We start from the raw sequence: 21,844 nt of genomic DNA, 5'->3' as shown, positions 1-21,844 counted from the left end.
GGCGGGGCGACTGGGCTCGGGGCGGGGGGCCGCGCGGGGCCAGCCCCGAGACCCCGCCGGGCTCTGCCCGGACCCGCCGCTCGCCGCGTGGCAGGCGCTCCCAAAGGGATCGGGCGCGAAAGGTCAAGTCTGAAACGTAAACAAATAGAGTGAAAAACGCCACAGCCTGCACCTATGCCGAAAGAACGTAAAGAATGTAAATGCATGTAGAATAGAAATGCAAGCAAGAGGGAGAGCGGGTCGCAAGACCCACAGCCGAAAGGGACCGATCACGTGCTGACCACCGTCGAGCAGCTGAGCACCGGCGAATACATCGCCGCCGTACCCGCACTCGTGGGCTACATGCCCACCAACACCATCGCCCTCGTGTTCACCCGAGGCCGCATGATCGAGCTCGCCGTCGATGTCGCACTCGACCAGGACCGCTACGGATGCGCCGCCCACCTCGCCAAAGTCGCCGAGACCCGCAATCTCGAATCCGTCGTGATCATCGCCGTGGCCGACAAACACCACACCGGGCCCGCGATCGACTTCACCACCATCCTCGCCGAGGAGTTCAACGCCGTCGGTATCACCGTGCGCGCCCGCGCCTTCACCGCCCGACTCGCGCTCGGAGCCGAATGGAGCGATCTCGACCGCCCGGTCGGCGGCGTCATCACCGACACCACCGCCACCGCCCACGCCATCGCCGCGATCACCACCGGCCGCCGAATCTTCGCCGACCGCCGAGCAATCGCCGCCTGCTACACCACCGTCGCCGCCCCCGCCCCCGGGCCCGTCGCCGTCGCCGCCGCCCAAGCCGCCGCCAACAGCGCCGGATTCGCCGCCGCCACCCTGCGCGCGCTCGCCGTCACCGTCAGCATCAACGGCGAGCCGACCGAAGTGCTCGCCGCCCGCGTGTCGATCATGCTCACCACCGACACCACCGCCTGTGACGCCCTGCTCGGTGTGGCAACCATCGACCTCGCCACCGCAGCCGCCATCTACACCGCCCTTGCCAACCAGATGCAGGGCGCACCCCGAATGCACGCCCTCGCCGCCGTCGCCTACCTGCACCTGATCAACGGCAGCGGCACCGACAGCCTTGAGGCCATCACCCACGCCCGCGCCGAGGCCCGCCGCATCAAGGTCGAAGACAACGCCCTCATGAACACTGTCACCACCGGGCACGACCGCATCATCCCCCTCACCTACCTGCGCGGACTGCTCGCAGTCGGCACCATCGCCGCCGCCAAATTCGGCCTCGACCTGCCCGGCATCTCCTAACCGACCATCCCCCGAATCCGGCCAGCCACAACCGCGCCCGGAAAACGTAAAGAACGTAAACCGATTCACCGGATCGCGGTAGTCCGCGCCGAGCCCTTTGACAACTCCACAGCAGCCAAGCACCACACCGCCCCGCGCACGCCGACCCGGCGCGCCCGAGGGCCACCACGGCGCACCATCGCGCGCCGAAACCCGTTACCCGGCAACCACTCCCGAAGGAGCCTCATGCCCATCGATCCCGGCCGCATCTTCGCCAGCATCCCCGCACTGCTGTGCCACCGGCCCACCGACTACGCCATCACCGTCCTACTCCGCAACCACCACCCCACCGGATTGCTCCCCGGCCCGATCCGGCGACCCGAACCCGAAGACATCACCGCCATCACCGGCAACATCGCCCGAGCCCGCGCCGACGCCATCGCGCTGTTCATCGTCGACGACCGCGCCGAAGAAACCGGCCGCGCCCAACACCACCGCGACCTCGCCGCCATATTCGCCCACGAGATCCCCAGCCCCGCAGCACCATTCGCCGGAGCATGGGTCGCCCAGGAAATCGCCCCCGGCGCACTGTGGTGGAGCAGCGACCCCGCCCCCGATGTCGGCACCATCGCCGACCCCTACGCAATCCCCGCCGCCCAAGTCGCCGCCGCACGCGGCATCGACATCACCCGCACCCTCGCCGAGGTCCAAGCCGAGTACGCCCCGATATTCGACCCGATCCGCACCGAGCGGCTGTGCATGGACCTCGCCGTCGCCCACTTCGGTGCCGAAGTCGCCGACAGCGGCAAACCCCGCGCCGACCAACTCACCGACCATGTCGCCGAATTCTGGGCAACACTCGCCCAATTCGACCCGCACAACCCCGACGCGCTCAGCTCCCGAGCCCGAGCCCGCGTCGCGGTCCGCCTGGCAGACCCCGCCGTCGTGGCCAAACTCGCCGCCCTCACCGACGAAACCCCCGGTCTGGGCGAATTCGCCCGCGAACTCGCCCGCACCACCCCCGGCACGTACCGCATCCACGCGCTACAGCTCGCCGCCGCCGTCGCCTACCTCGCAGGCGACACCCTCACCGCGATCGTCGCGACAGACGCCGCCCTCACCGACCGCCCCGGCGACCCCTGGGCACAGGAAATGCACCGCCAGATCATCCGCGCCGCGTCGCGCCGCGAATTCGTCGCCCGGCTCTGGGACCGCGCCAGGTGAGCGCAGCTGCCCACCCGCCCCGAGCACCACCGCCACACCCCGGCAGCACCGAACACAAACCCACCCACGCAAAAGACCCGCGTCCGGGCGGCGGGAACCCGCCCGGACGCTGATCACCACTCAGCTTAGGAGACCGACCACCATGAGCACCCAACTGGCCGACGCCATCACCGCGCCCGGCGACCCGTTCGGCACCGAGTCGACCGCCGACGCCACCGCCGACACTGCCAGCGCCGCCGAAGCCAGCGCCGCCGAGACCACGAAGCCCAAGCCGATGACCGCCAAGCGGATCGCCGAACTGAACGCCATGCTCGACGCCTCGCCCACCCGGCGCGTGCCGCTCCCGGTAGACCCGGGGCAGCTCTTGGTCGGCTTCAACGTTCGCCAGAACGCCGCCCAGACGATCACCCCCGAATTCGTCGCCCTCGCCAAAACCGAAGGCTACGAACAGGACCCGACCGTCTGGATTACCGCCGACGGTCACTTGCAGATCCGGGACGGGCACCGCCGTGTCCTCGGAGCGATCGAAGCCGGTGTGAAGAAGCTGCCGGTGATCCTGCGCGACCCGCCCAAGGGAGCCAACGACAGCGAGGCCCACGCCACGCTCATCGCCACCCAGCTCCGAGCCAACCAACAACACGTCCATGTCAACGAAGCAGACGAATTCAAAGCGCTCCAACAATTCCTCGCACTCCCCGGCGGCACACCCGCCAAAGCGGCCCGCCGCATCGGCGTCGATCGCAAAGTCGCCGAAGCCGCCAAACGCGCCATCGGCTCCAAAGCCGCGACCGCCGCCGTCGAATCCGGCCAGATCAGCATCATCGACGCCGGACTCCTGGTCGATTTCGAGGACGACCCTGACGCGGTCAGCCGCATCACCCGCGCGAGCGGCACGGCCGATCGCATTCGCACCGCAGAAAAGATCCGGCGCGAAAAGCGCGCCGCGACCGCCCGTGCCGCCGCCGAAAGCACCTGGCGCAAACGCGGATACACCATCCTCGAGCGCAACCCCGGAGGCTGGAGCGTCGACGCGAAGTGCGTGCCGATCACCCATTTGTGCACACCCCAGGGCAAGAGGGTGACAGACGCCGATGTCGCCGCCAGCCACTGGGCCGTCTACCTCACCCGCTCGGACGGGTGGATCATCACCGCCACCGGCCAGCCCGTCGCCGAAACCGACATCGACGCCGACACCCTCACCGACCCCAACCGCGAGGCCGCCGAAGGCAAGATCCACGCCAACGAGGTCAGCGAGGGTGACGTGTTCAGCCCCTCGCTGTTCTGCATCGACCGCAAGGCGGCCGGACTCATGCGCCGCGACCCCCACGACCCCAAAACCCCGGCTGAGAAGGCCCAGGGCAACAACATCTCCCGCACGATGAGCGAACTCGCCCGCGACGACACCGTCGCCCGCCGCGACCACCTCGCCACACAGCTCGAGTCCACCAAACCGGTAAAGGGCGCGCTGCACCTCGCTACCCGTCTCGCCTGGAACGACCCGCACCTCACCGGCGAGACCTATGGCCCAGACATCGCCGCCACACTGCTCAAAGTCGACAGCGCCAAACTCCGCGACGGCACCGCCATCGACAAGGCCAGCGAACCCCGCGCCACCGTCATCGCAATCGGCTTGATCCTCGGCTCACTCGAGGCCCGATTGCAGCCCAACGAAAAAACCCCGCGCTACTGGCGCATCTACAACCGGGACCTGCGAACAGCAGCGTTCGGCTACAACTCCCCAACCACGAACGTCGCCCTCTACTTCGCGTGGCTGCGCGAAACCGGCTACACCCTCGGCCCCGCCGAACTCGTCACCCTCGGCGAACTCGCCCCCGAGGCCGCCGTCGAGGAAGCCAAGAAGAACCCCAAGAAGAACAAGAACAACACCAAGAAGAACTAACCCCACACCCCCACCAGCCCCGCAGATCGCCGGACGCCCGAACACGCGCCCGGCGATCTGCACACCCGAAAGGAACCAAACCCCATGACCAACACCAACGCACCCATGACCGAACCCACCCAGCGCACCGGCGACCGCCGCGACCGCTACCTCACCGCCAGTTGGCCAGTCGGCGAGCCCGACGCCAAAGGGTGGCAGGCCCGCACCGATCTCAACGTCAGCTACTACAAGGGCATCGGCTACCGCGCAGTCGTCAACACCCTGCACGAGAGGCAAGAGGGAACCTGCCGCACCCAGCGCGTGAACCTCGGCATGGGCAAGACCGCCACCGAGATCCACACCCAGCCCGCCACCCGCTACAACGCCAAAACCCTCACCCAGGTCTACGACACCGCCGTGAGCGAACTGCGCCGACGCTACGAAGCCGACGACGACACCGTCACCCCGTACTTCAACGCCGACTCCCCCGCCTTCATCTACTTCGGCGCACCCTCCACCGACTAACCCCACCACCGCAGGCACCGGGCACCCCGCCCGGTGCCTGCACCACCCCTGCGAAAACCGCACGGCCGCAATTGATCTCGCTGCGCTCGAGCAGAGCCCATCCAAAGCCCCGGCCACCACCGAGCGCCACCAGAACCGCACCCCGACTCACCCAACAACCACCCCAGCCAACACCACCCCCGACCGAACCAACCACCGAAAGGCCACACCACCCCATGACCCAAACCCTCACCACCCCCACCGATCCCGCCCACACAACCCACATCCCCAACGTCGGCCCCATACAGATCACCACCCGCCGCGACGACCACACCGCCGCCGTCATCTACACACTCACCGGCCACCGCATCCACGGATCAATCAGCATCCGCGTCGCACTCCCCCTGAAAACCCCCACCGCGACCTGGGCGCAATTCGGCTTCGGCATCGCCGCCGACACCCCAGCCGACCAATGGTCAGACCGACTCACCATCAACGGCACCCGACTCGTCGGCAACAACTACGACACCAAAATCGACACCCTCCACGGCATCACCAGCGAAGGAGCCTGGCGCCGAATCCGCCGAATCAACACCACCACCAACAGCACCGAACCCGCCCCCACCCACACCACCACCCGCACCCTGACCATCCTCGCCGCCCTCATCACCGACTTCGCCACCCGCCCCGACCTGCCCGAACTCCACCGACTCGCCGCCGCCCGCACCGCCCGCCACGAACTCGACACCATCAGCGCCCGAATCGCCTCCCTCGAAGGCCAAGCCGCCGACACACGCACCGCACTCCGGCGCACCCGCCAACGCGCCCACATCCTCACCCAAATCGCCAGCACCCAAGAACTCCCCAAACCCCCCGTCGACCTACTCCCCCACCTCTAACCACCTCACCCGCCGGACACCGGGAACGTGCCCGGCCCCCACACCACGAAAGGCCGACCCACCATGCCCGACTACCTCTGCACCCGAACCATCATCATCAACACCGACACCCCCGGCGAAGCCCTCCACCACGTCGCCACCATCACCCAAAACCCCACCGACATCCTCAACTGGACCGTCGCCGACGAAGAAGACACCGAATACCCCGTCGCCTACACCCCCGCCATCGCGATCGGCTGGCGCGTCCACCTCGCCGAACCCGACACCCGCGACCACAACCTCACCGAGGACGAAGCCCGCCTCATCGCCAAATCCTGGACCGACGACGACAACTACCCCCACCTGCACAACTGGGCACAACAGGTACCCACCACCCCCGCCGACGCACGCGCCGACGCCCAAAAACTCACCGACGACCTCACCACCAACACCCCCGAAACCTGGCCCCACGAAGGCGAATACCACCCCCAAACCGCCGCCGCCCACGCACTCCGCCGCTACCTCGAAACCTTCGAACAGATCGCCAACCTCCGCCACAACTACGGCACCTTCCGCTAACCCACCAACCAACCGGGCCGAGCACCCCACCACGGTGCCCGGCCCGGCCCCCGCGGAAAGGAACTCGCTGCGCTCATGCAGCGCCCACCAACAACAGCGGCCACCTACCAGCCGGCCCGACCCCGACCACCCGACCCAACCAACACCGTCCCCGACCCCAACCAGCCCCGACCCCCACCGAACTCACCACCTCCGACCCGCGGCGGATGCCCGCGCTACGCGCGGTCACCCGCCGCACCACACCGAAAGACCACCACCATGCGCGCCTACACCGTCACCTGGACCAACACCGCAACCGAGACAACCGAACACGTCCACGCCCCCGACCCCCACGAAGCCGCCCACGCCGCCCTCGCCCGGCAACCCGACCACGACACCATCGACGCCGTGTTCACCGTCACCGACAACCACACCGGCACCGAACGAACCTTCACCATGGACCGCATCGAAAAGATCGCCTGGCGACTGTGGAGCAGCAGCGACTGGGAACCCTCGATCACCGACGACGAAGCACGCGCCATCGCCGAGGCATGGGCCAACGAAGACCTGTTCCCCCACCTACACGCCTGGACCACCAACCAACCCGTCACACTCGACGAGCTCATCGCCGACGCCGACGCCCTCCACGAAAACTTCGCCTACAACGAAACCCACTGGCCCTACGAAGTCGCCTACGAACCCGCGAACCGACTCGCCGCCGCCCTCACCCGCCACCTCGAACACCAACGCGACACCCTCTGACACCACCCGCGGCGCCGGCCACCGAACCCGACCCGCCACGGCGAAACCACAACCCTGACCGGTGCCCAACAAACAGGCGCCGGTCACGCGGCGCCGTACCAACCACACAGCGATGGCCCCCGGGTTTCCCGGAGGCCATCGCTGTTCTCGCAGAAGCCAGAAGACCACGCGAAGACGTTCGCGCGCGACGCCGAGCCCACCAACGTCGAACGCGACCGCAGGCAGCCCCGGCGCTCTTAGCCGACCGGCCGCGACACCGAGAACTGGAACCGCGGACCCTCCTCCGGCCGCCACGAACGACCCTCCACGACCGCCTCGAGCTGCGCATCCGACACCGGACTCATCCGCGCCAACAACGCCGCCGCCGCCCGCTCGACCGCCGACTCCATCGAAACCACCCCTTCCAACCGAACCCACCAGAACCGCCGACACTACACCGCCCACACACCCCCAACCAGCACCGATCCCCGACCAGAAAGCCGCGACGATGACCACCAACCACCAACCCACCCGCACCGCGATCACCAAAACCAGACTCATCCCCACCTGCTACGCCACCATCTGGAAAACCCCACCCGGGCCCGGCCTCGACCCCGAACACCGCGGCACCATCACCATCTGCCGCGCCCGCGCCACCCACCGACTCACCTGGTCCCACAACACCCACGAAGGCATCGCGCAATACACCACCAAAATCTGCCGCGCCCACATCGCCGACGAAATCGACAAAGCCGAAAGAGACCGCGACTTCGCCCAATACCTCCACCGCGTCACCGTCCCCGAACTCATCATCACCGAACTCGAATTCACCCTCGACACCCGCGCCGCCGCCCACGGCAACACCCGCATCTGGCTCACCGAACACCACCACCCCAACAACCAACCCATCCCGCTCGAACTGTTCGCCACCAACCCACTACTCGCCCTGCCCCGCCGCACCCGACGACCCGAACCCGCCCCACGACCCGACCCACCACACCAACACGCCCTGTTCGACAACCCCCGCACACCCGCCCGCCACTTCGACAGCGTGTACTGAACGACACCGCGAAATGCCCTGAGCTGCCGCGACACCAAACCCTGCCGCCGGCCCGCAGCTCCCGCACAATCACCACCCAGCCCCATCACGACCAGCCCGCCCGCTACCGCGCCACACCGCCCGGCCCCAGCCCACCCACCTCCCCGCGGCTCGCCACCCCGTTCACGGAGGTGACTTCGCCAGCCACCCACCGTTGCTTCGCCATCCAGGCAGCCCCACCGCCCCCGCTAAGTAGATTGTGTTGAAACGCAACCTCGTTCGACACAACCGAACGAAGGCCCGGGGGAGGACATCAGTGCCACTGCAACCAGGAACAATCATCGGCGGGCACCGCATCCTGCGAACCCTCGGCGCGGGCGGATCCGGCACCGTCTACCTCGCCCGCCACCCCCGCCTACACCGCGACGTCGCGCTCAAAGTCATCAACGACTCCCACACCGAAAGTCGCGAAATCCGTGCCGCATTCGACCGCGAAACCCAACTCGTCGCGGGGCTCAACCACGCCAACATCATCGACGTCTACGACCGCAACGCCCTCGATGACCCCACCGACACCCACCTGTGGCTGTCGATGCGCTACATCGCCGGCGGCGACCTCACCACCCTGATCACCACCACACCCAATGGCCTTACCCCAGAACGGGCGGTCGAGCTGATCACCGACATCGCCCGCGGCCTCGACCACGCCCACACCCACGGCACCATGCACCGCGACGTGAAACCCGGCAACGTCCTACTCGACGAAGACCGAGCAGTGCTCACCGATTTCGGCATCGCCCGCGCTCTCGGATCAACAGTGACCGACACCCACGTCGCGGCCTCCCTGAACTACGCCGCACCAGAACGCTTCCGCCGCCAACCCATCACCAACCGATCCGACATCTACTCCCTCGGCGCCACCCTCTACCAACTACTCACCGGCCGGGTCCCCTTCCCCACCCGCGATCCCGCAGCGCTCATCAACGCACACCTACACGCCGCCCCGCCCGCTCCCACCGCAGCCAGGCCTGACCTGCCTGACTACCTCGACCACGTCATCACCACCGCCATGGCGAAAGACCCCGACGACCGCTACACCACCTGCCTCGAACTCGCGACCAACGCACTACGCGCGATCACCACGACCACCTACGCACCCCCCATCTCCACCCCGAATCACCAGCTTGACCCGCAAAGTCCAGTGATCAGGCAGGAGAACGCTCAAACCAAACGCCCCTTCCTCGCACACTCGGACCCGATGTTCAAGCGCGACATAGGCCGCGAAGCTGCCCTCCGCCGGGCCGCCGAGCGTGGCGACAAAAACGCCACGTTCACGCTCGGGTATCTCCTCGAGAGTCGCGGCGATCTCACCGAAGCTGAAACTTGGTACCGCCGCGCCGCCTATTACGGCCACAAAACCTCCATGCGCAGCCTCGCGCGCCTTCTTGAGTATCGCGTCGATCTCGCCGAAGCCGAAACCTGGTACCGCCGCGCCGCCGACAGCGGCGACAAAACCTCATTGGGCTCGCTCGCACGCCTTGTTGAGAAGCGCGGCGATCTCACCGAAGCCGAAACCTGGCACCGCCGCGCCGCCGACAGCGGCGACAAAACCTCAATGGGCTCGCTCGCACGCCTCCTCGAGAAGCGCGGCAATCTCACCGAAGCCGAAACCTGGTACCGCCGTCGCGCCGATGACGGCGATGACGTCAACGCGATCAGTCTCGCGAACCTCCTCGAAAAGCGCGGCAATCTCGATGAAGCCGAAACCTGGTACCGCCACGTCGCCGAACGTGGTTTTCCTCCCGCCATGCAACATCTCGCGGACTTACTCGAGAAGCGCGGCAAACACGCCGAAGCCGAAACGTGGCGCCGCAAGCACCGCAGCGAAGCGAAGTCGCTGCGAGATGGTATTGCGGCCCTAGCAAACCGCATGCGACGTCATGGCGTATTCGACCCTGAACGAAATCCTGAAACACCCTGAGCTGCCGCGACACCAAGCCCTGCCGCGGCCCCGCAGCTCCCGCACAATCACCTCCCAGCCCCATCACCCACGCGACCGGCACGACCAACACCCAGCCGACGGACCCGCGGCCGGTCACCGAGCACCGCGGCCTGCGGCCGCGCGAGTCGCCGTCCCGGATCGGCGTCGGCGCGCCCCTTCGGTCGGCCTAGCAAAGCGGGCCTATCAGGGCCGGCACCGACCGCTCCGAGGCGCCTGCGGCGTCGCTGTGCGATGGCTTCGCCACCACGGCCCGGCCGGCACCGGCCCTGATCAGAGTCGGCCACTAGGCCGACCGAAGGAACACGCCGACACCTCGCCCCACCCTCGGTTTTCGGACGGGCGACTCGGTTCGCGGCCGGTGGCCGCGCGGGGCCAGCCCCGAGACCCCGCCGGGCTCTGCCCGGGCCCGCCGCTCGCCGCGTGGCAGGCGCTCCCAAAGGGATCGGGCGCGAAAGGTCAAGCCTGAAACGTAAACAAATAGAGTGAAAAACGCCACAGCCTGCACCTGTGCCGTGAAAACGTAAAGACCGTAAAGTCATGTAGAATAGAAAGCGCCACCGAGGGCAACGACCGAAAGGGACACCACGCATGAAAATCTGGGTAGCGAGCCTGACCGACTACAACGCCGGAATTCTGCACGGCAAATGGTTCGAAATCAGCGCTACCAGCGACGTAGGCGACCTGCACAAGAAAATCGCCGCGCTACTCGCCACCTCTCCGACAGCCCGCGAAGAAGACAACCCCGCCGAAGAATGGGCAATCCACGACTACAGCGAATGCCCCGTCGACTTCGGCGAGCACGAATCGCTCAACTCATTGGTCGGATTCGCGCGAGCATATGAGTCATTCGTCGAAGACTCAGCACGCGAAGGGTTCGCGATCTACGTCGAAAAGATTGCGGAACTCGACGCCTGCCGCAATAACTGGGCGGCAGCCCTCGAGAATTTCCACAACGCATACCGGGGCGAATGGGCGACCCTGGCATCTTACGCCGAAGACTACTTCGGCGAAATGCATTCAAACTCACCACTTCCCGAAATGATCGCCGATCACATCAATTGGGCCAGTGTATACAACGACCTGACCAACGGGGCGGTATACGACTACCGCAGCAGTAACGGATTCCATGTCTTCCATTGCCCGGAATAACCAACACCGCCCCCGCAACACCAACCCCGCAGAAAGCGAGAACATGACCGAAGAATTCGCACCCGTGCCCGCCCATGCCCGCTACATCGTAATGGGCGGAGACATGCAGCAGCACAAGCCCACCGAATACAACGAGATGAACAACGGCCACGGCGTGCACCGCATCCAATGGCGCGCGAAATGCGGCTAGCAAGGCGAAAAGTCCGGCAAACTCGCCGACCTCCTCGACGGTCCCATGTACTCGCGCAAACTCCGCAAAATGGCTTGTAAAGCGTGCTTCCGGCGGTAATCCACGCCAGCCGCACCGCACCACCAACCACCCCCAAGGAGGAAACACCCAATGCTCACCATCACCCACGACCGCGAAACCGGAACACTCATCGACGGCACCGCACGCGGAGACGGCACCTACGAAATCCTCTACTCTCGCGGTTGGCGTTGGTCGCGCAGTCTCGGCAGTTGCTACGTACCGAACTCCCCCGACCGCGAAGCCAAACACCATCTCATCAAGACCACCGCCGAAGCCCTGCGCGCCGCCGGACACGATGTCACCATCGAGATCGACGACACCGCCCGCCCGACAGCAGTGGTCGAAGCCGACCGCGCCGCCCGCCAGGCCGAGCGCGTCGCCGCCCTTGAAGCCAAGGCCGAACGCAAAAGCGCAGCGTCGGACGCCGCCGACGCCAACGACCGCCGCCGCACTGAGGCCCTGCCCCCCGGCGGCGAACCCGTCAAGAAAGGTCACCACAGCGAAGGCCGCCACCGCCGCGCCATCGAAAAAGCCCACGACGCGGCGCGCAAATCTGTCGCGGCCGCCAAGGAAGCCACCGAAGCCGCCCAGCGCGCCGAAGCCGCCACCCACACCACCGCCCACCGCGAAGACGTCGGCGTCACCCTGCGCCGTATCGAGGCGCTCGCCGCCGACAAACGCGGATTCGAACGCGAGATAGCAGGCACAACCGGCAGCTACGGCGCGAAACCCGCCACCGGCGCCCGCCTCGAGAAACTCACCCGTTGTATCGAAGAACTCACCGACAAGATTGCCTATTGGCAATCCCACGTCGAAAAGCGGAAAGCCGAAGGCGTCACCGTCTACACCAAAGCCATGCTCCGAAAAGGTGACTACGTCAAATATTCCAACCTCGGACTGTGGCCCTACCCCGTCCAGCGGGTTAACGCGAAATCCGTCACCGTCGGCACCGAATACAGCTGGACCGAAACCCTTCCCTACCACAAAATTCGGGGCGTCTACAACAGCGACCGGCAACCCGTCACGTTCGACGCCGAAGGCAACCGCAGCGACGGCCGCTAACCACCACGAGCCAGCGGGGCCGGACACCGGGAACGTGCCCGGCCCCCACAGCCCGAACACCCAACCACCCAGCCCGACAACGGGAGCAAATCGGCAAATGACACCCGAATTCAACATAGGCGACCGAGTATTCGTGAAAACACCCAAGGACACACAAGGCGCCCACGCCTACGTAGTCCCACCCGCCGACGGCGCACCCACAACAACAGGATGGGTCCTAGTCGAATTCCAACCGAAAATCCCCGGCCGCGCCCTAGCAAGCCGCTGGTACGCCCCCCGCGAATACGTCGACAAATCCGAAACGATCTGCCCCACCGAACACACCTGCTCGGTATGCACACGGCACCGCCAAAACCCCGGCAAGGAATGAGCAGATGACACACATTCTCGCCACAAGAGAATTCGGAACTGTCGACGGATTCACCATCCGAGCCGCAATGCACGACGACACAACCGCCACCCCGCACCGTGAAAAGTGCTACAGCCCCGCAGACATCGCCGCATGGAAAGCCGACGAATGGTCATACGTCGGAATCGTCGTCACGGCATCGCTGGCCGGGGTAGACCTCGGCGAAGACTCCGTATGGGGCATGGAATACGGCACGCTCGGAAACGGCAAGGACATAGACCCGCTCACCACCGGCGACGATGAAACATTCGCCAACGGAAACGGGCACGACCTCATCAACAACGCGATGACCGAGGCCGAACACAAACTACAAGAACTACGCAGCTAAACCAGACCACGCCCAGCGGGGGCCGGACACCGGGAACGTGCCCGGCCCCCACTGGCAACCACCACCCAACCAGCAAGGGAGCCACCACCATGGACGCCACCAACACCAGCCAACTCGACGCCCTTACCGACCTGCTCGGCAAGATCACCAGCGGCAACCAATACCCCGCAGAGCAAGCCCGCATGGAAATCGTGTTGAACGACGGCACCCCCGTAACCATCTGGCAATCCAGCAATGACCCCGGATTCAAATGGACCACCCACCCCGGACCACCCACCACCAGCTACCTACTCGACACCATCACCGAAACACTCGACGCCCTCAGCGCCGACACCGAGCCCGCCACTGGAACCCTGGAATTCCAACTGAAAAACGGTGCCCCCGTTCTCATCCGCAAGCCAGACAGCACAACAGGGTTCACCTGGGAATATCCGCCGTTCTGACCACCGCCACGGGGCCGGACACCACCACCGGCCCCGCACCCGGCCACCCGGCCCATCGGATCTCGCTCCGCTCGAGCCCCACCAACCCCACGGCCACCACACCCACCACACCAGCCACCAACCCGACCCGACCATCAACCCCACCACCCCAAAACCCGCCCCGCGGAAAAGGAACTCGCTGCGCTCATGCAGCACCACCAGAAAGCACCGGCCAACCCCCAGCCGGCCCCGACCCCGATCACCCGACCCACCCAACAACAACACCGGCCGACCCCGAACCCGCCGAACCCCACTCACCTTCCCCCGCGGCGTCGGATGCCCGCGCTGCGCGCGGTCACCCGACGCAACCACACCACCACCGGCTCACCACCGCGAACGCGAACGCCTCCTCCTGTCAGAAACCCCGGCCGCGGCACCCGCACCGCCACCGCCGGATCGGAGCGCAAAACCCCAGCTCAGAAGGCTTTGCATCCCTCGCGCGTAGCGTGCCGCCCATGACAGAGAACACCGCCTACATCAGCCCGTTCGTCTGCACCGAGGATCACGAGAGCCCCGACCCCGTCCTGTGCCTGTCGCGCGCCAACTCCACCGACCCGATCACCGAGACCTTCACCGAATTCGCCATGGCCGCCGGAGAAATCATCCGCAGCCCCCTCGAACTCGGCCAACCGGCGTTCTTCCTTACAAGACAAGTCGCCGAACTCGCCCTCAAAGCCCTACTCACCCCACCCGCACAAGGCCCGACCTTCGGCCACAACCTCGACAAACTCCTCGACCACCTCGAACAGAACGGCGACGACCTGTTCACCGGCGGCACCGACCGCGAACACATCATCGCCTTCATCCGCGAACTCGCCCACCTCGACCCCGGCGGCGACGAAGGCCGCTACCCCCACACCCGCCCCGGCACACCAGCGCTGTCCGCCGTCTGCCACACCGACCCGAAACTACTACTCACCCAACTCAACCGACTCGTCACCTACACCCTCACCAGACTCGGCGCACCCCCGACCCTCACCGTATGAACAGACACAGAGGAGCTGCCGCGACACCAAGCCCTGCCGCCGACCCGCAGCTCCCGCACAATCACCCACCAGCCCCATCACCCACGCGACCGGCACGACCAACACCCCGCCGGCGGACCGCGGCCGGTCACCAACACCCGCGACCTCCGGCCGCGCGGCGGCGCCCCGCGAGACCCACCACCACCCGGGGCCGCCGACTGAACTCGCAAGAGCGAGTGCAGAATTCACCACGGCCACCACCGAGCATCGCCAGCCCCCGACCCGGCCCACCCATGCCCGCGCCACCCGAGCCAGCCGCCGCGACCCGCGGGCACCGGGCCACCAGCTCGCTGCCCGCTCACCCATCGCGGCCTACGGCCGCGCGAGCCGCCGTCCCGGATCGGCGTCGGCGCGCCCCTCCGGTCGACCTAGCAAACGGGCCTATCAGACCCAGCACCGACCAGTCCAACGCGCCTACGGCGTCGCTACGCGATGGCTTCGCCACCTTGGACAGGCCAGCACCGGCCCTGATCAGAGTCGGCCACTAGGCCGACCGAAGGAACACACCAACACCTCGCCCCACCCTCAGTTTTCGGACGGGCCGACTCGGTTCGCGGCCGATGGCCGCGCGGGGCCAGCCCCGAGACCCCGCCAGGGCTCTGCCCTGGACCCGCCGCTCGCCGCGTGGCAGGCGCTCCCAAAGGGATGGGGCGCGAAACGTCAAGTCCAAAACGTAAACAAATAGAGTGAAAAACGCCACAGCCTGCAACTATGCGATTGAAACGTATAGAACGTAAAGTCGTATAGAATAGAAGTAACAGCAACGGAGAGAGGCACACGACATGGCAGCCACCAACCACACCGACAACGCCGACACGTTCTACGCGGTCGGCACCACCGGCCGCATGTACTCCAAAGGCGATATGCGCATCCCCGACACGCTCGTATTCGACGTAACCCGATTCGGCGACACCTGGGACCTGTCGGTCGCCCGCATGGCCATCGAGAACGGGATCAACGTCGGGACCGTCATCGCCTACGAGTCCGACCACCCGACCGAATCCCACGCCATGGCAGCGGCCGAAAAGTACGAGCTGGCACACGCAACGACCGCGCGCTAGCCCGCCGATCACGCCCCAGAAATCCGCATCAGCGAGAAGGAGAGAAATGACCAACACCGTGAGTTTCATCGAAGACATCGACGGAGCCGTCTACACCGAGCCCGGCGAATGCCGCTGCCCCAACTGCGCCACCGGAGGCGAATACGAAGACCTCTGCGGCCACCTGCCCGACGGATGCCGCTACCGCTGGCACACCCGATGCCAGGGATGCGACTACTACGGGCCGATCCGCAACACCGAGCGACTCTGCACCACCTGCCTGCCCGCCTACCGCGCCGAAACCGCCAACCGCTGAAACCCGAAGGGACACATCATGACCACCGCAACCACCCCCACCATCACCGACACTGCCTACGTCAACGACATCGGCGCGACGCTCATCCGCGACCACGGCCACGAAGCACGCCTCAACCGCGACGACTACAACCACGCGATGCGCATCGTCGAGGCCGACGGAACCACCGCCGGACACGCCATCCGCGACGCCCGCACACACACCTGGATTGCCATCATCCGCACCGACGACCCCACCCGGAACCGAGTCATCGGCACCCGACTCGACACAACCAACCCCGAACCCGAACTGCTGCCCGCGATCTCGCCCAGCGACTGGACCCAGTTCCACAGCTCACGCGCCGCCGCCGCAACCCTGCTGCGCCTACTCGCCACCGACGACCAGCCCACCAACCGCAACCCGTCGCCCACAGCATGAAACGGCTGATCGTCCACACCGGCGCCGACGTGCGCCGCTGGGACACCTACGAGATCGAGGTCCCCGACGACTGGAACCCCGACGCCGAAGACGCCGAGACCGAGGCATACCTAGCCGCCCGGATCGCCCAAGCGGACGCCGAACACATCTCCACCGAGTACGAGAACAGCGCCGAGAAATACCCACCAGGACCGCAGGACGTCACCAGCTGGGAGGAAACCACCCCGACACCAATCCCGGAATACCCGCCCGAAACAGCGACATCAGCGCACACCAACCAACGCCCCCACTGAAAGGAACACCATGCAGAAACTGGCCACCATCACCACCACCCAGACCATCGGCACCGAGCCCGCCCCCGGAGTCCGCTGGCTCAACTGGACCCTGCGCGCCACCACCGAACACGGCACCCCAGCCATCGACCTCACCGGCCGCCACGACGAACTGCGCGAATACCTCGTCCGCTACGTCCACCACGCCACCGAAGGCACCCTCACCGTTCGCTGGAGCGAACCCCACTCGAGCGGCTACGCCGTCACCGACGCCGACAACACCGTCATCCTCAACGCCACCATGACCGCGATCGAATCCAACACCGCACCACGGCCGATGCACCGCCCCCACTGCTGCGCAACCCCCATGCAGCCCGCCCGCGACCCCGCCCGCCCCGACACCGCGCTACTGGTCTGCACCCGATGCAACACCAGCACCCCCGAATTCCCCTGACCACCCAACCCGCCTAGCCCATCCACACCGCGTATCGGCCGGACACCGGGAACGTGCCCGGCCGACACGCCCCACCACGAAGGAACCCACCATGTCGGTTGACACCACCCCAGTCGAGTACGGCCAGGCCATGACCATCATCGACGGACGCGTCACCCTCGAATACCGCCGAGGCCGCTACGTCGCCACCCGCAACGGCCACACCGACACCCTCGAGTTCTCCCCCCGAGGTGGCTACCTCTGGCGTAACGGCGAACTCGTCGGAAACATCTACCTCGACGAAGACGGCGACTACCACTGCCCCTACTGGGCCCGCGAGATCACCCGCCACTGCGAAACCGGACACTGCCCCGTCACCGACCACATCATGACCGAGCGCCTGACCGCGCTCGAAACCATCACCGACGCCACCAACGTCCTCATCTGCGGCATCGAACCCACCCAGCCCGAACCCCGACCCGCCCAACCCGAACCCGCCATGCCCATCGCAACGACCCCCCTCGACTACGGCCACGCCATGTACATCCTCGACGGAGCCGTCAACGTCGAATACCGCGACGGCCTCTACATCTGCAGCCGCGACGACAAAGGCGGAACCATCGAATTCGCCCCACACGGCGGACACCTCTACAACAACGGCGAACCCGTCGGAACCATCTACCTCGACGAAACCGGCGAACACCCACCCCACTGGACACGCCCCATCACCACCCACTGCGAAACCGGACACTGCCCGATCCCCACCACCCTGCGCAACACCTTCGCCACCGCACTCGAAACCATCACCGCCGCCACCTTCACCTACGTCTGCTAACCCCCAACCGGCACGGACGGGCAACCACCCACCCGTGCCGCCCCCCGGCATCGGATCTCGCTGCGCTCGAGCAGAACCCATCCAAGACCCCGGCCGCCACCCAGCCCGGCCCGGCCCCGCAACCCGGCCCAACCAACACCGTCCCCCACCACAACCAACCCCAACCCGACCCCGCGCGGCCACGCCCGCACGCCCAACGGGTCTCGCTCCGCTCGAGCAGCACCACCAACACCCGGCCACCACCCAGCCGACCCAGCCCGCGGACCCGGCCCGCCCAACGACCGACACCAGCCGAACCCGCACCACCCGAACCGAACTCACGCCGCGATAACCACAGACCCGGCCACCCTCACCACCCGGCCGAGACCATGACAGCCGGGAATCTCACACGCGCCCACCGGATTCCACTCCAGCCGGAGCAGCTGACTCATCCAGGGCTATCACAGCGACAGCGAGGGTCAAGCGCGCCTACGGCGCCACACGTGATGGGCACAGCCCACCCTTGACCCCCGCCGCCACCGTGATCGAGACGCCCCAGTCAGCCACCCCGACCAGAGAGGAACCCTCACATGAACACCTACTGCGCGATCCCCAGCTGCCACGCTCTCGACCTCGCCATCATCGAAGGCGTCCAAATCTGCACCTACCACGCCTGGGTCGTCCACTACTGGGAGCTCGCCCACGCCGCAGCCAACGCACCGATCAGCCTCACCAAGGCCCACCGCATCCCCGCCGAGGACGACATCGACCCCCTCGACCACATGGGCCTCTAGCAGGCAGGGGGCTCCGGCCCCCTTCCCCGCCCGGCCACCCGGAACGGATCTCGCTGCGCTCGAGCAGAACTCATCCCAACACCCGGCCAACCCCCCAGCCGGCCCAGCCCACGCACCCGACCCACCCACCACCAACACCGGCCGAACCCGCACTCCCCCAACCGAACTCACCACACAAACAGCGTCGGATGCCCGCGCTAGCGCGCGGTCACCCGACGCACCCAACCCACCGAACCCAAGGACGACACCCATGAGCATCCGCCACGACGAAGCAGCCTTCGAAACCCTCGCCGAACACCTCTACACCAACACCACCGCACCCTGGCACACCGAACTCACCCACGCCCAAGCCGCCAACATCGCCGCGGGATGGGCCACCGACACCGACTACCCACTCCTCACCCGCTGGATCGACGGCCGCACCGACCACCACCCCGCCGACCTCGCCCGCGAAGCCGAGGAGCTCCTCGACAACGTCGACAGCCAACGCGACAACTGGCGAAACACCATCCACCCCGACCACGCCATCTACGCCCTCAGCGCTCTGTGCCACCACCTCGAAACCCTCGCCGAACAGCCCTAACCCAGACCCCGCCGCACACCCCAACCGCATCGAGCCCGACACCGAACGCACCGACCACCTGGCCACCACCCCCGACTCCAAACCCGTTCCGCCAACACCACACTCAGCAGTCACGCCGAGCGACCGACCACCCACAACGCCCCGTGCGATGATCACGCCGTGCCCACCAGCGCCTTCTACAGCGACCGCGAATCCGGCCCCACACCACGCGACAAAGACGTACTCGCCGACCACACGCGAGAAGGCCTACTCGGCTACGTCATCACCCTCGTGAACAACCACTGGTTCGCCGAACAATTCCCGCTCTACTGCGATGACGGAAACGGCATCTACGCCACCGCCACCAACAGCTTCCTCACCAATCTCCACGCTCACATTCACGACATAAAAATCCCACTTGCAACCCGCGACCGCATCAGCGATACACAACTATTCGATCTACTCGACTACACCGCCACCAAAATATCCAAACCGGAACGCACTCACTACCACGGCTACGCCAAGCACCACGAACTCAAATTCGACCGTCGCGCAGGATTCCGAGAAGCACGCGACAGCATCAACACAATCCTCGCCCGAGGCTGCGCCAACTACGAAATGGACACCACAGGACGCATCCAACGCCTCGGCCCCGAACCGCTCCGCGACCTGCTCGCAGCCCTGCGCCCCAACACCGGCGACCCAGACCTCGACGAAACAATCGCCCGCGCAACCCAGCTCTACACCTCCCGAGACCCCAACCAACGACAAGACGGACTCGAAAAACTCTGGGACGGATTCCAGCGACTCAAAACCATCAAAGGAACCGGAAGCAAACCCGCCATGGTCGCCGCACTACTCGCCGCCATCGAACCCGACGAGCTCAGAGAAGTAATCAACGACGAAATGCACGCACTCAACGGCATGGGAAACAAATTCCGGATCCGCCACCACGAAATCGACACAATCCCAGTCCCCGGCAGCGCCCGCGACTACTTCTTCATCCGAATGGGCAGCATGCTGCTATTCCTCCTCCAAGAAAACAAATTGCTCAACACCGAGAACGACTGACATCGCACACCGCGACCGCCCATAGACAAAACCGCCAAATGCTTCGAGCTGCCGCGACACCAAGCCCTGCCGCGGGCCCGCAGCTCCCGCACAATCACCTCCCAGCCCCATCGCCCACGCGACCAGCACGACCGCAACCCCCGCCGGCGGACCCGCGCCCGGTCACCAACACCCGCGACCTCCGGCCGCGCGGCGGCGCCACGCGAGACCCACCACCACCCCGGGCCGCCGACCGAACTCGCACAGCGAGTGCAGGATCCATCCCGGCCACACCCCAGCCGACCCGGCCCCAGACCCGGCCCGTCCAAGCCCGTGCCCCGCCCGATCACCGACCACACGCGAAAGGATCCGCGGGCGCCGGTCACACCGCCGCTCACCCCACCGCGGCCTGCGGCCGCGCGGGTCGCCGTCCCGGATCGGCGTCGGCGCGCCCCTCCGGTCGACCTAGCAAAGCGGGCCTATCAGACCCGGCACCGACCGCTCCGAGGCGCCTGCGGCGTCGCTGCGCGATGGCTTCGCCACCACGGCCCGGCCGGCACCGGCCCTGATCAGAGTCGGCCACTAGGCCGACCGAAGGAACACACCGACACCTCGCCCGATCTCCAGTTTTCGGACGGGCGACTCGACGCACCCCTACCGGGGTGCCCGGGGTGTCCCCGGACGCCACCGGGCTCTGCCCGGGCCCGCCGCTCGCCGCGTGGCAGGCGCTCCCAAAGGGATGGGGCACGAAACGTCAAGTCTGAAACGTAAACAAATAGAGTGAATAATGCCACTACCGGCAGGAACGCCGAAAGAACGTATAGAACGTAAAGTCGGATAGAATAGAAATATGACCAGCAACGAAGTAGCCCGGATCGACTCAGCAGCCACCAAACGCGAGATGATGCGCAAAGGGTTGCCCGTCGATGTCTACCGCGCGCCCACCGACACGACCCTCGGCGGCATCACCTCCACGCACCAGCGGCTGACCGTCATCGGCGTGCTCTTCACCAACCTCGCCACGCCCACCTTGGGGCGAATTCCTCAATGGTGCGAAACCGATTTCACCGACGAACAGCCCCCGGTGATCGTCGTGATCCGCCAAGCGTTCGGCGCGCCGTACGCATTCCTCGAGCCCATCGCATTCACCCCGCAAGGCAACGCCGACCGCCGCCCCGGCGCCATGCACGGCGGCAACTACGCAGGCACCTCCTACGGGATGTTCCGCGAAGTCCTCACCGAACTCCTCGGCCACCCCAGCATCGCCGTGCTCCCCGTGCACGACCGCTACGAGCACTAACCCCCTCACCACCGCGTCGGCCGGGCACCGGGAACGTGCCCAGTCGCGGAAACCCCACGCACGCAGCCCAC

26 protein-coding genes are annotated in these 21,844 nt (G+C 66.4%); 25 read left to right on the top strand and 1 reads right to left on the bottom strand.

Annotated elements, in window-relative coordinates; genetic code table 11:
- The first annotated feature begins 273 nt into the window (after nt 1-273).
- The 7 genes from ACFWPX_RS30205 (at nt 274) to ACFWPX_RS30175 (ending at nt 7,050) form a co-directional block, all read left to right on the top strand.
- Nucleotides 274-1,266, top strand: coding sequence for a DUF4192 family protein (locus tag ACFWPX_RS30205; protein ID WP_378931163.1), 993 nt, complete (start codon nt 274-276; stop codon nt 1,264-1,266).
- Nucleotides 1,267-1,491: 225 nt separating this feature from the next.
- Nucleotides 1,492-2,469, top strand: a complete 978-nt coding sequence (locus ACFWPX_RS30200) for a DUF4192 family protein (RefSeq protein ID WP_378931161.1) — start codon at nt 1,492-1,494, stop codon at nt 2,467-2,469.
- Between the two features lie 142 nt (nt 2,470-2,611).
- Nucleotides 2,612-4,369, top strand: a complete 1,758-nt coding sequence (locus ACFWPX_RS30195) for a ParB/RepB/Spo0J family partition protein (protein WP_378931159.1) — start codon at nt 2,612-2,614, stop codon at nt 4,367-4,369.
- Between the two features lie 84 nt (nt 4,370-4,453).
- Nucleotides 4,454-4,873 carry a hypothetical protein gene (locus ACFWPX_RS30190; RefSeq protein WP_378931156.1) on the top strand — a complete coding sequence of 140 codons (420 nt, stop codon included), beginning with the start codon at nt 4,454-4,456 and terminating at the stop codon, nt 4,871-4,873.
- 215 nt (nt 4,874-5,088) lie between these two features.
- Nucleotides 5,089-5,751, top strand: coding sequence for a hypothetical protein (locus tag ACFWPX_RS30185; protein ID WP_378931154.1), 663 nt, complete (start codon nt 5,089-5,091; stop codon nt 5,749-5,751).
- 63 nt (nt 5,752-5,814) lie between these two features.
- On the top strand, nt 5,815-6,309 hold the full coding sequence (locus tag ACFWPX_RS30180) for a hypothetical protein (protein ID WP_378931151.1): 495 nt from the start codon (nt 5,815-5,817) through the stop codon (nt 6,307-6,309).
- 258 nt (nt 6,310-6,567) lie between these two features.
- Nucleotides 6,568-7,050, top strand: coding sequence for a hypothetical protein (locus ACFWPX_RS30175; protein WP_378931149.1), 483 nt, complete (start codon nt 6,568-6,570; stop codon nt 7,048-7,050).
- A gap of 236 nt (nt 7,051-7,286) precedes the next feature.
- Here the strand turns inward: ACFWPX_RS30175 and ACFWPX_RS30170 are convergent, their stop codons facing one another.
- Nucleotides 7,287-7,439 carry a hypothetical protein gene (locus tag ACFWPX_RS30170; RefSeq protein WP_378931147.1) on the bottom strand — a complete coding sequence of 51 codons (153 nt, stop codon included), beginning with the start codon at nt 7,437-7,439 and terminating at the stop codon, nt 7,287-7,289.
- 98 nt (nt 7,440-7,537) lie between these two features.
- Between ACFWPX_RS30170 and ACFWPX_RS30165 the strand changes: the two genes are divergently transcribed.
- The 18 genes from ACFWPX_RS30165 to ACFWPX_RS30080 all read left to right on the top strand — a co-directional run bounded on the left by ACFWPX_RS30165 (nt 7,538) and on the right by ACFWPX_RS30080 (nt 21,773).
- On the top strand, nt 7,538-8,089 hold the full coding sequence (locus ACFWPX_RS30165) for a hypothetical protein (protein WP_378931143.1): 552 nt from the start codon (nt 7,538-7,540) through the stop codon (nt 8,087-8,089).
- 238 nt (nt 8,090-8,327) lie between these two features.
- A complete protein-coding gene (locus tag ACFWPX_RS30160) occupies nt 8,328-10,049 on the top strand; it encodes a protein kinase (protein ID WP_378931140.1) in 1,722 nt (573 codons plus the stop codon).
- A gap of 609 nt (nt 10,050-10,658) precedes the next feature.
- On the top strand, nt 10,659-11,219 hold the full coding sequence (locus ACFWPX_RS30155; protein ID WP_378931138.1) for an antirestriction protein ArdA: 561 nt from the start codon (nt 10,659-10,661) through the stop codon (nt 11,217-11,219).
- Nucleotides 11,197-11,409 (top strand): hypothetical protein, encoded by a 213-nt coding sequence (locus ACFWPX_RS30150; protein ID WP_378931136.1) that lies wholly within the window; start codon nt 11,197-11,199, stop codon nt 11,407-11,409. The genes ACFWPX_RS30155 and ACFWPX_RS30150 overlap by 23 nt, the downstream gene beginning before the upstream one ends.
- Nucleotides 11,410-11,559: 150 nt before the next feature.
- Complete coding sequence (locus ACFWPX_RS30145; RefSeq protein ID WP_378931134.1) at nt 11,560-12,531, top strand: DUF3560 domain-containing protein; 972 nt, start codon at nt 11,560-11,562, stop codon at nt 12,529-12,531.
- A 374-nt stretch (nt 12,532-12,905) separates the two neighbouring features.
- Entirely contained in the window at nt 12,906-13,268 is a 363-nt protein-coding gene (locus ACFWPX_RS30140; RefSeq protein WP_378931131.1) for a hypothetical protein, read from the top strand.
- A gap of 89 nt (nt 13,269-13,357) precedes the next feature.
- Nucleotides 13,358-13,711, top strand: coding sequence for a hypothetical protein (locus ACFWPX_RS30135; protein ID WP_378931129.1), 354 nt, complete (start codon nt 13,358-13,360; stop codon nt 13,709-13,711).
- 494 nt (nt 13,712-14,205) lie between these two features.
- Nucleotides 14,206-14,736, top strand: coding sequence for a HEPN domain-containing protein (locus ACFWPX_RS30130; RefSeq protein ID WP_378931127.1), 531 nt, complete (start codon nt 14,206-14,208; stop codon nt 14,734-14,736).
- An 821-nt stretch (nt 14,737-15,557) separates the two neighbouring features.
- Nucleotides 15,558-15,836, top strand: coding sequence for a hypothetical protein (locus ACFWPX_RS30125; RefSeq protein ID WP_378931125.1), 279 nt, complete (start codon nt 15,558-15,560; stop codon nt 15,834-15,836).
- A 46-nt stretch (nt 15,837-15,882) separates the two neighbouring features.
- On the top strand, nt 15,883-16,131 hold the full coding sequence (locus ACFWPX_RS30120; protein WP_378931123.1) for a hypothetical protein: 249 nt from the start codon (nt 15,883-15,885) through the stop codon (nt 16,129-16,131).
- Nucleotides 16,132-16,149: 18 nt separating this feature from the next.
- Complete coding sequence (locus ACFWPX_RS30115) at nt 16,150-16,548, top strand: hypothetical protein (protein WP_378931120.1); 399 nt, start codon at nt 16,150-16,152, stop codon at nt 16,546-16,548.
- Nucleotides 16,545-16,841, top strand: a complete 297-nt coding sequence (locus ACFWPX_RS30110; RefSeq protein WP_378931118.1) for a hypothetical protein — start codon at nt 16,545-16,547, stop codon at nt 16,839-16,841. Before ACFWPX_RS30115 ends, ACFWPX_RS30110 begins: the two co-directional genes overlap by 4 nt.
- A 10-nt stretch (nt 16,842-16,851) precedes the next feature.
- The gene (locus ACFWPX_RS30105; protein WP_378931116.1) at nt 16,852-17,274 is read left to right on the top strand and encodes a hypothetical protein; all 423 of its coding nucleotides are present in this window, start codon (nt 16,852-16,854) and stop codon (nt 17,272-17,274) included.
- A gap of 91 nt (nt 17,275-17,365) precedes the next feature.
- Nucleotides 17,366-18,088 carry a hypothetical protein gene (locus tag ACFWPX_RS30100; protein WP_378931114.1) on the top strand — a complete coding sequence of 241 codons (723 nt, stop codon included), beginning with the start codon at nt 17,366-17,368 and terminating at the stop codon, nt 18,086-18,088.
- Nucleotides 18,089-18,657: 569 nt separating this feature from the next.
- Entirely contained in the window at nt 18,658-18,861 is a 204-nt protein-coding gene (locus ACFWPX_RS30095; RefSeq protein WP_378931112.1) for a hypothetical protein, read from the top strand.
- Nucleotides 18,862-19,111: 250 nt separating this feature from the next.
- The gene (locus tag ACFWPX_RS30090; protein ID WP_378931110.1) at nt 19,112-19,444 is read left to right on the top strand and encodes a hypothetical protein; all 333 of its coding nucleotides are present in this window, start codon (nt 19,112-19,114) and stop codon (nt 19,442-19,444) included.
- Nucleotides 19,445-19,603: 159 nt separating this feature from the next.
- A complete protein-coding gene (locus tag ACFWPX_RS30085) occupies nt 19,604-20,494 on the top strand; it encodes a hypothetical protein (RefSeq protein WP_378931108.1) in 891 nt (296 codons plus the stop codon).
- Nucleotides 20,495-21,323: 829 nt separating this feature from the next.
- The gene (locus ACFWPX_RS30080; RefSeq protein ID WP_378931106.1) at nt 21,324-21,773 is read left to right on the top strand and encodes a hypothetical protein; all 450 of its coding nucleotides are present in this window, start codon (nt 21,324-21,326) and stop codon (nt 21,771-21,773) included.
- Nucleotides 21,774-21,844: the final 71 nt, after the last annotated feature.

Origin of the sequence: Nocardia sp. NPDC058518 (assembly GCF_042719655.1) — a bacterium.
GTDB lineage: Bacteria > Actinomycetota > Actinomycetes > Mycobacteriales > Mycobacteriaceae > Nocardia.
The sequence above is the reverse complement of the archived record's forward strand: the minus strand, read 5'-3'. Positions and strand labels throughout refer to the sequence as shown.

Bases quoted from the DNA above. Each gene is read 5' to 3' on its own strand.
- ACFWPX_RS30100 (WP_378931114.1), top strand. From the start codon at position 17,366: ATGTCGGTTGACACCACCCCAGTCGAGTACGGCCAGGCCATGACCATC.
- ACFWPX_RS30170 (WP_378931147.1), bottom strand. From the start codon at position 7,439: ATGGAGTCGGCGGTCGAGCGGGCGGCGGCGGCGTTGTTGGCGCGGATG.
- ACFWPX_RS30200 (WP_378931161.1), top strand. From the start codon at position 1,492: ATGCCCATCGATCCCGGCCGCATCTTCGCCAGCATCCCCGCACTGCTG.
- ACFWPX_RS30090 (WP_378931110.1), top strand. From the start codon at position 19,112: ATGAGCATCCGCCACGACGAAGCAGCCTTCGAAACCCTCGCCGAACAC.
- ACFWPX_RS30155 (WP_378931138.1), top strand. From the start codon at position 10,659: ATGAAAATCTGGGTAGCGAGCCTGACCGACTACAACGCCGGAATTCTG.
- ACFWPX_RS30135 (WP_378931129.1), top strand. From the start codon at position 13,358: ATGGACGCCACCAACACCAGCCAACTCGACGCCCTTACCGACCTGCTC.
- ACFWPX_RS30105 (WP_378931116.1), top strand. From the start codon at position 16,852: ATGCAGAAACTGGCCACCATCACCACCACCCAGACCATCGGCACCGAG.
- ACFWPX_RS30175 (WP_378931149.1), top strand. From the start codon at position 6,568: ATGCGCGCCTACACCGTCACCTGGACCAACACCGCAACCGAGACAACC.
- ACFWPX_RS30115 (WP_378931120.1), top strand. From the start codon at position 16,150: ATGACCACCGCAACCACCCCCACCATCACCGACACTGCCTACGTCAAC.
- ACFWPX_RS30110 (WP_378931118.1), top strand. From the start codon at position 16,545: ATGAAACGGCTGATCGTCCACACCGGCGCCGACGTGCGCCGCTGGGAC.
- ACFWPX_RS30165 (WP_378931143.1), top strand. From the start codon at position 7,538: ATGACCACCAACCACCAACCCACCCGCACCGCGATCACCAAAACCAGA.
- ACFWPX_RS30150 (WP_378931136.1), top strand. From the start codon at position 11,197: ATGTCTTCCATTGCCCGGAATAACCAACACCGCCCCCGCAACACCAAC.
- ACFWPX_RS30180 (WP_378931151.1), top strand. From the start codon at position 5,815: ATGCCCGACTACCTCTGCACCCGAACCATCATCATCAACACCGACACC.
- ACFWPX_RS30120 (WP_378931123.1), top strand. From the start codon at position 15,883: ATGACCAACACCGTGAGTTTCATCGAAGACATCGACGGAGCCGTCTAC.
- ACFWPX_RS30095 (WP_378931112.1), top strand. From the start codon at position 18,658: ATGAACACCTACTGCGCGATCCCCAGCTGCCACGCTCTCGACCTCGCC.
- ACFWPX_RS30125 (WP_378931125.1), top strand. From the start codon at position 15,558: ATGGCAGCCACCAACCACACCGACAACGCCGACACGTTCTACGCGGTC.
- ACFWPX_RS30190 (WP_378931156.1), top strand. From the start codon at position 4,454: ATGACCAACACCAACGCACCCATGACCGAACCCACCCAGCGCACCGGC.
- ACFWPX_RS30080 (WP_378931106.1), top strand. From the start codon at position 21,324: ATGACCAGCAACGAAGTAGCCCGGATCGACTCAGCAGCCACCAAACGC.
- ACFWPX_RS30195 (WP_378931159.1), top strand. From the start codon at position 2,612: ATGAGCACCCAACTGGCCGACGCCATCACCGCGCCCGGCGACCCGTTC.
- ACFWPX_RS30185 (WP_378931154.1), top strand. From the start codon at position 5,089: ATGACCCAAACCCTCACCACCCCCACCGATCCCGCCCACACAACCCAC.
- ACFWPX_RS30140 (WP_378931131.1), top strand. From the start codon at position 12,906: ATGACACACATTCTCGCCACAAGAGAATTCGGAACTGTCGACGGATTC.
- ACFWPX_RS30145 (WP_378931134.1), top strand. From the start codon at position 11,560: ATGCTCACCATCACCCACGACCGCGAAACCGGAACACTCATCGACGGC.
- ACFWPX_RS30130 (WP_378931127.1), top strand. From the start codon at position 14,206: ATGACAGAGAACACCGCCTACATCAGCCCGTTCGTCTGCACCGAGGAT.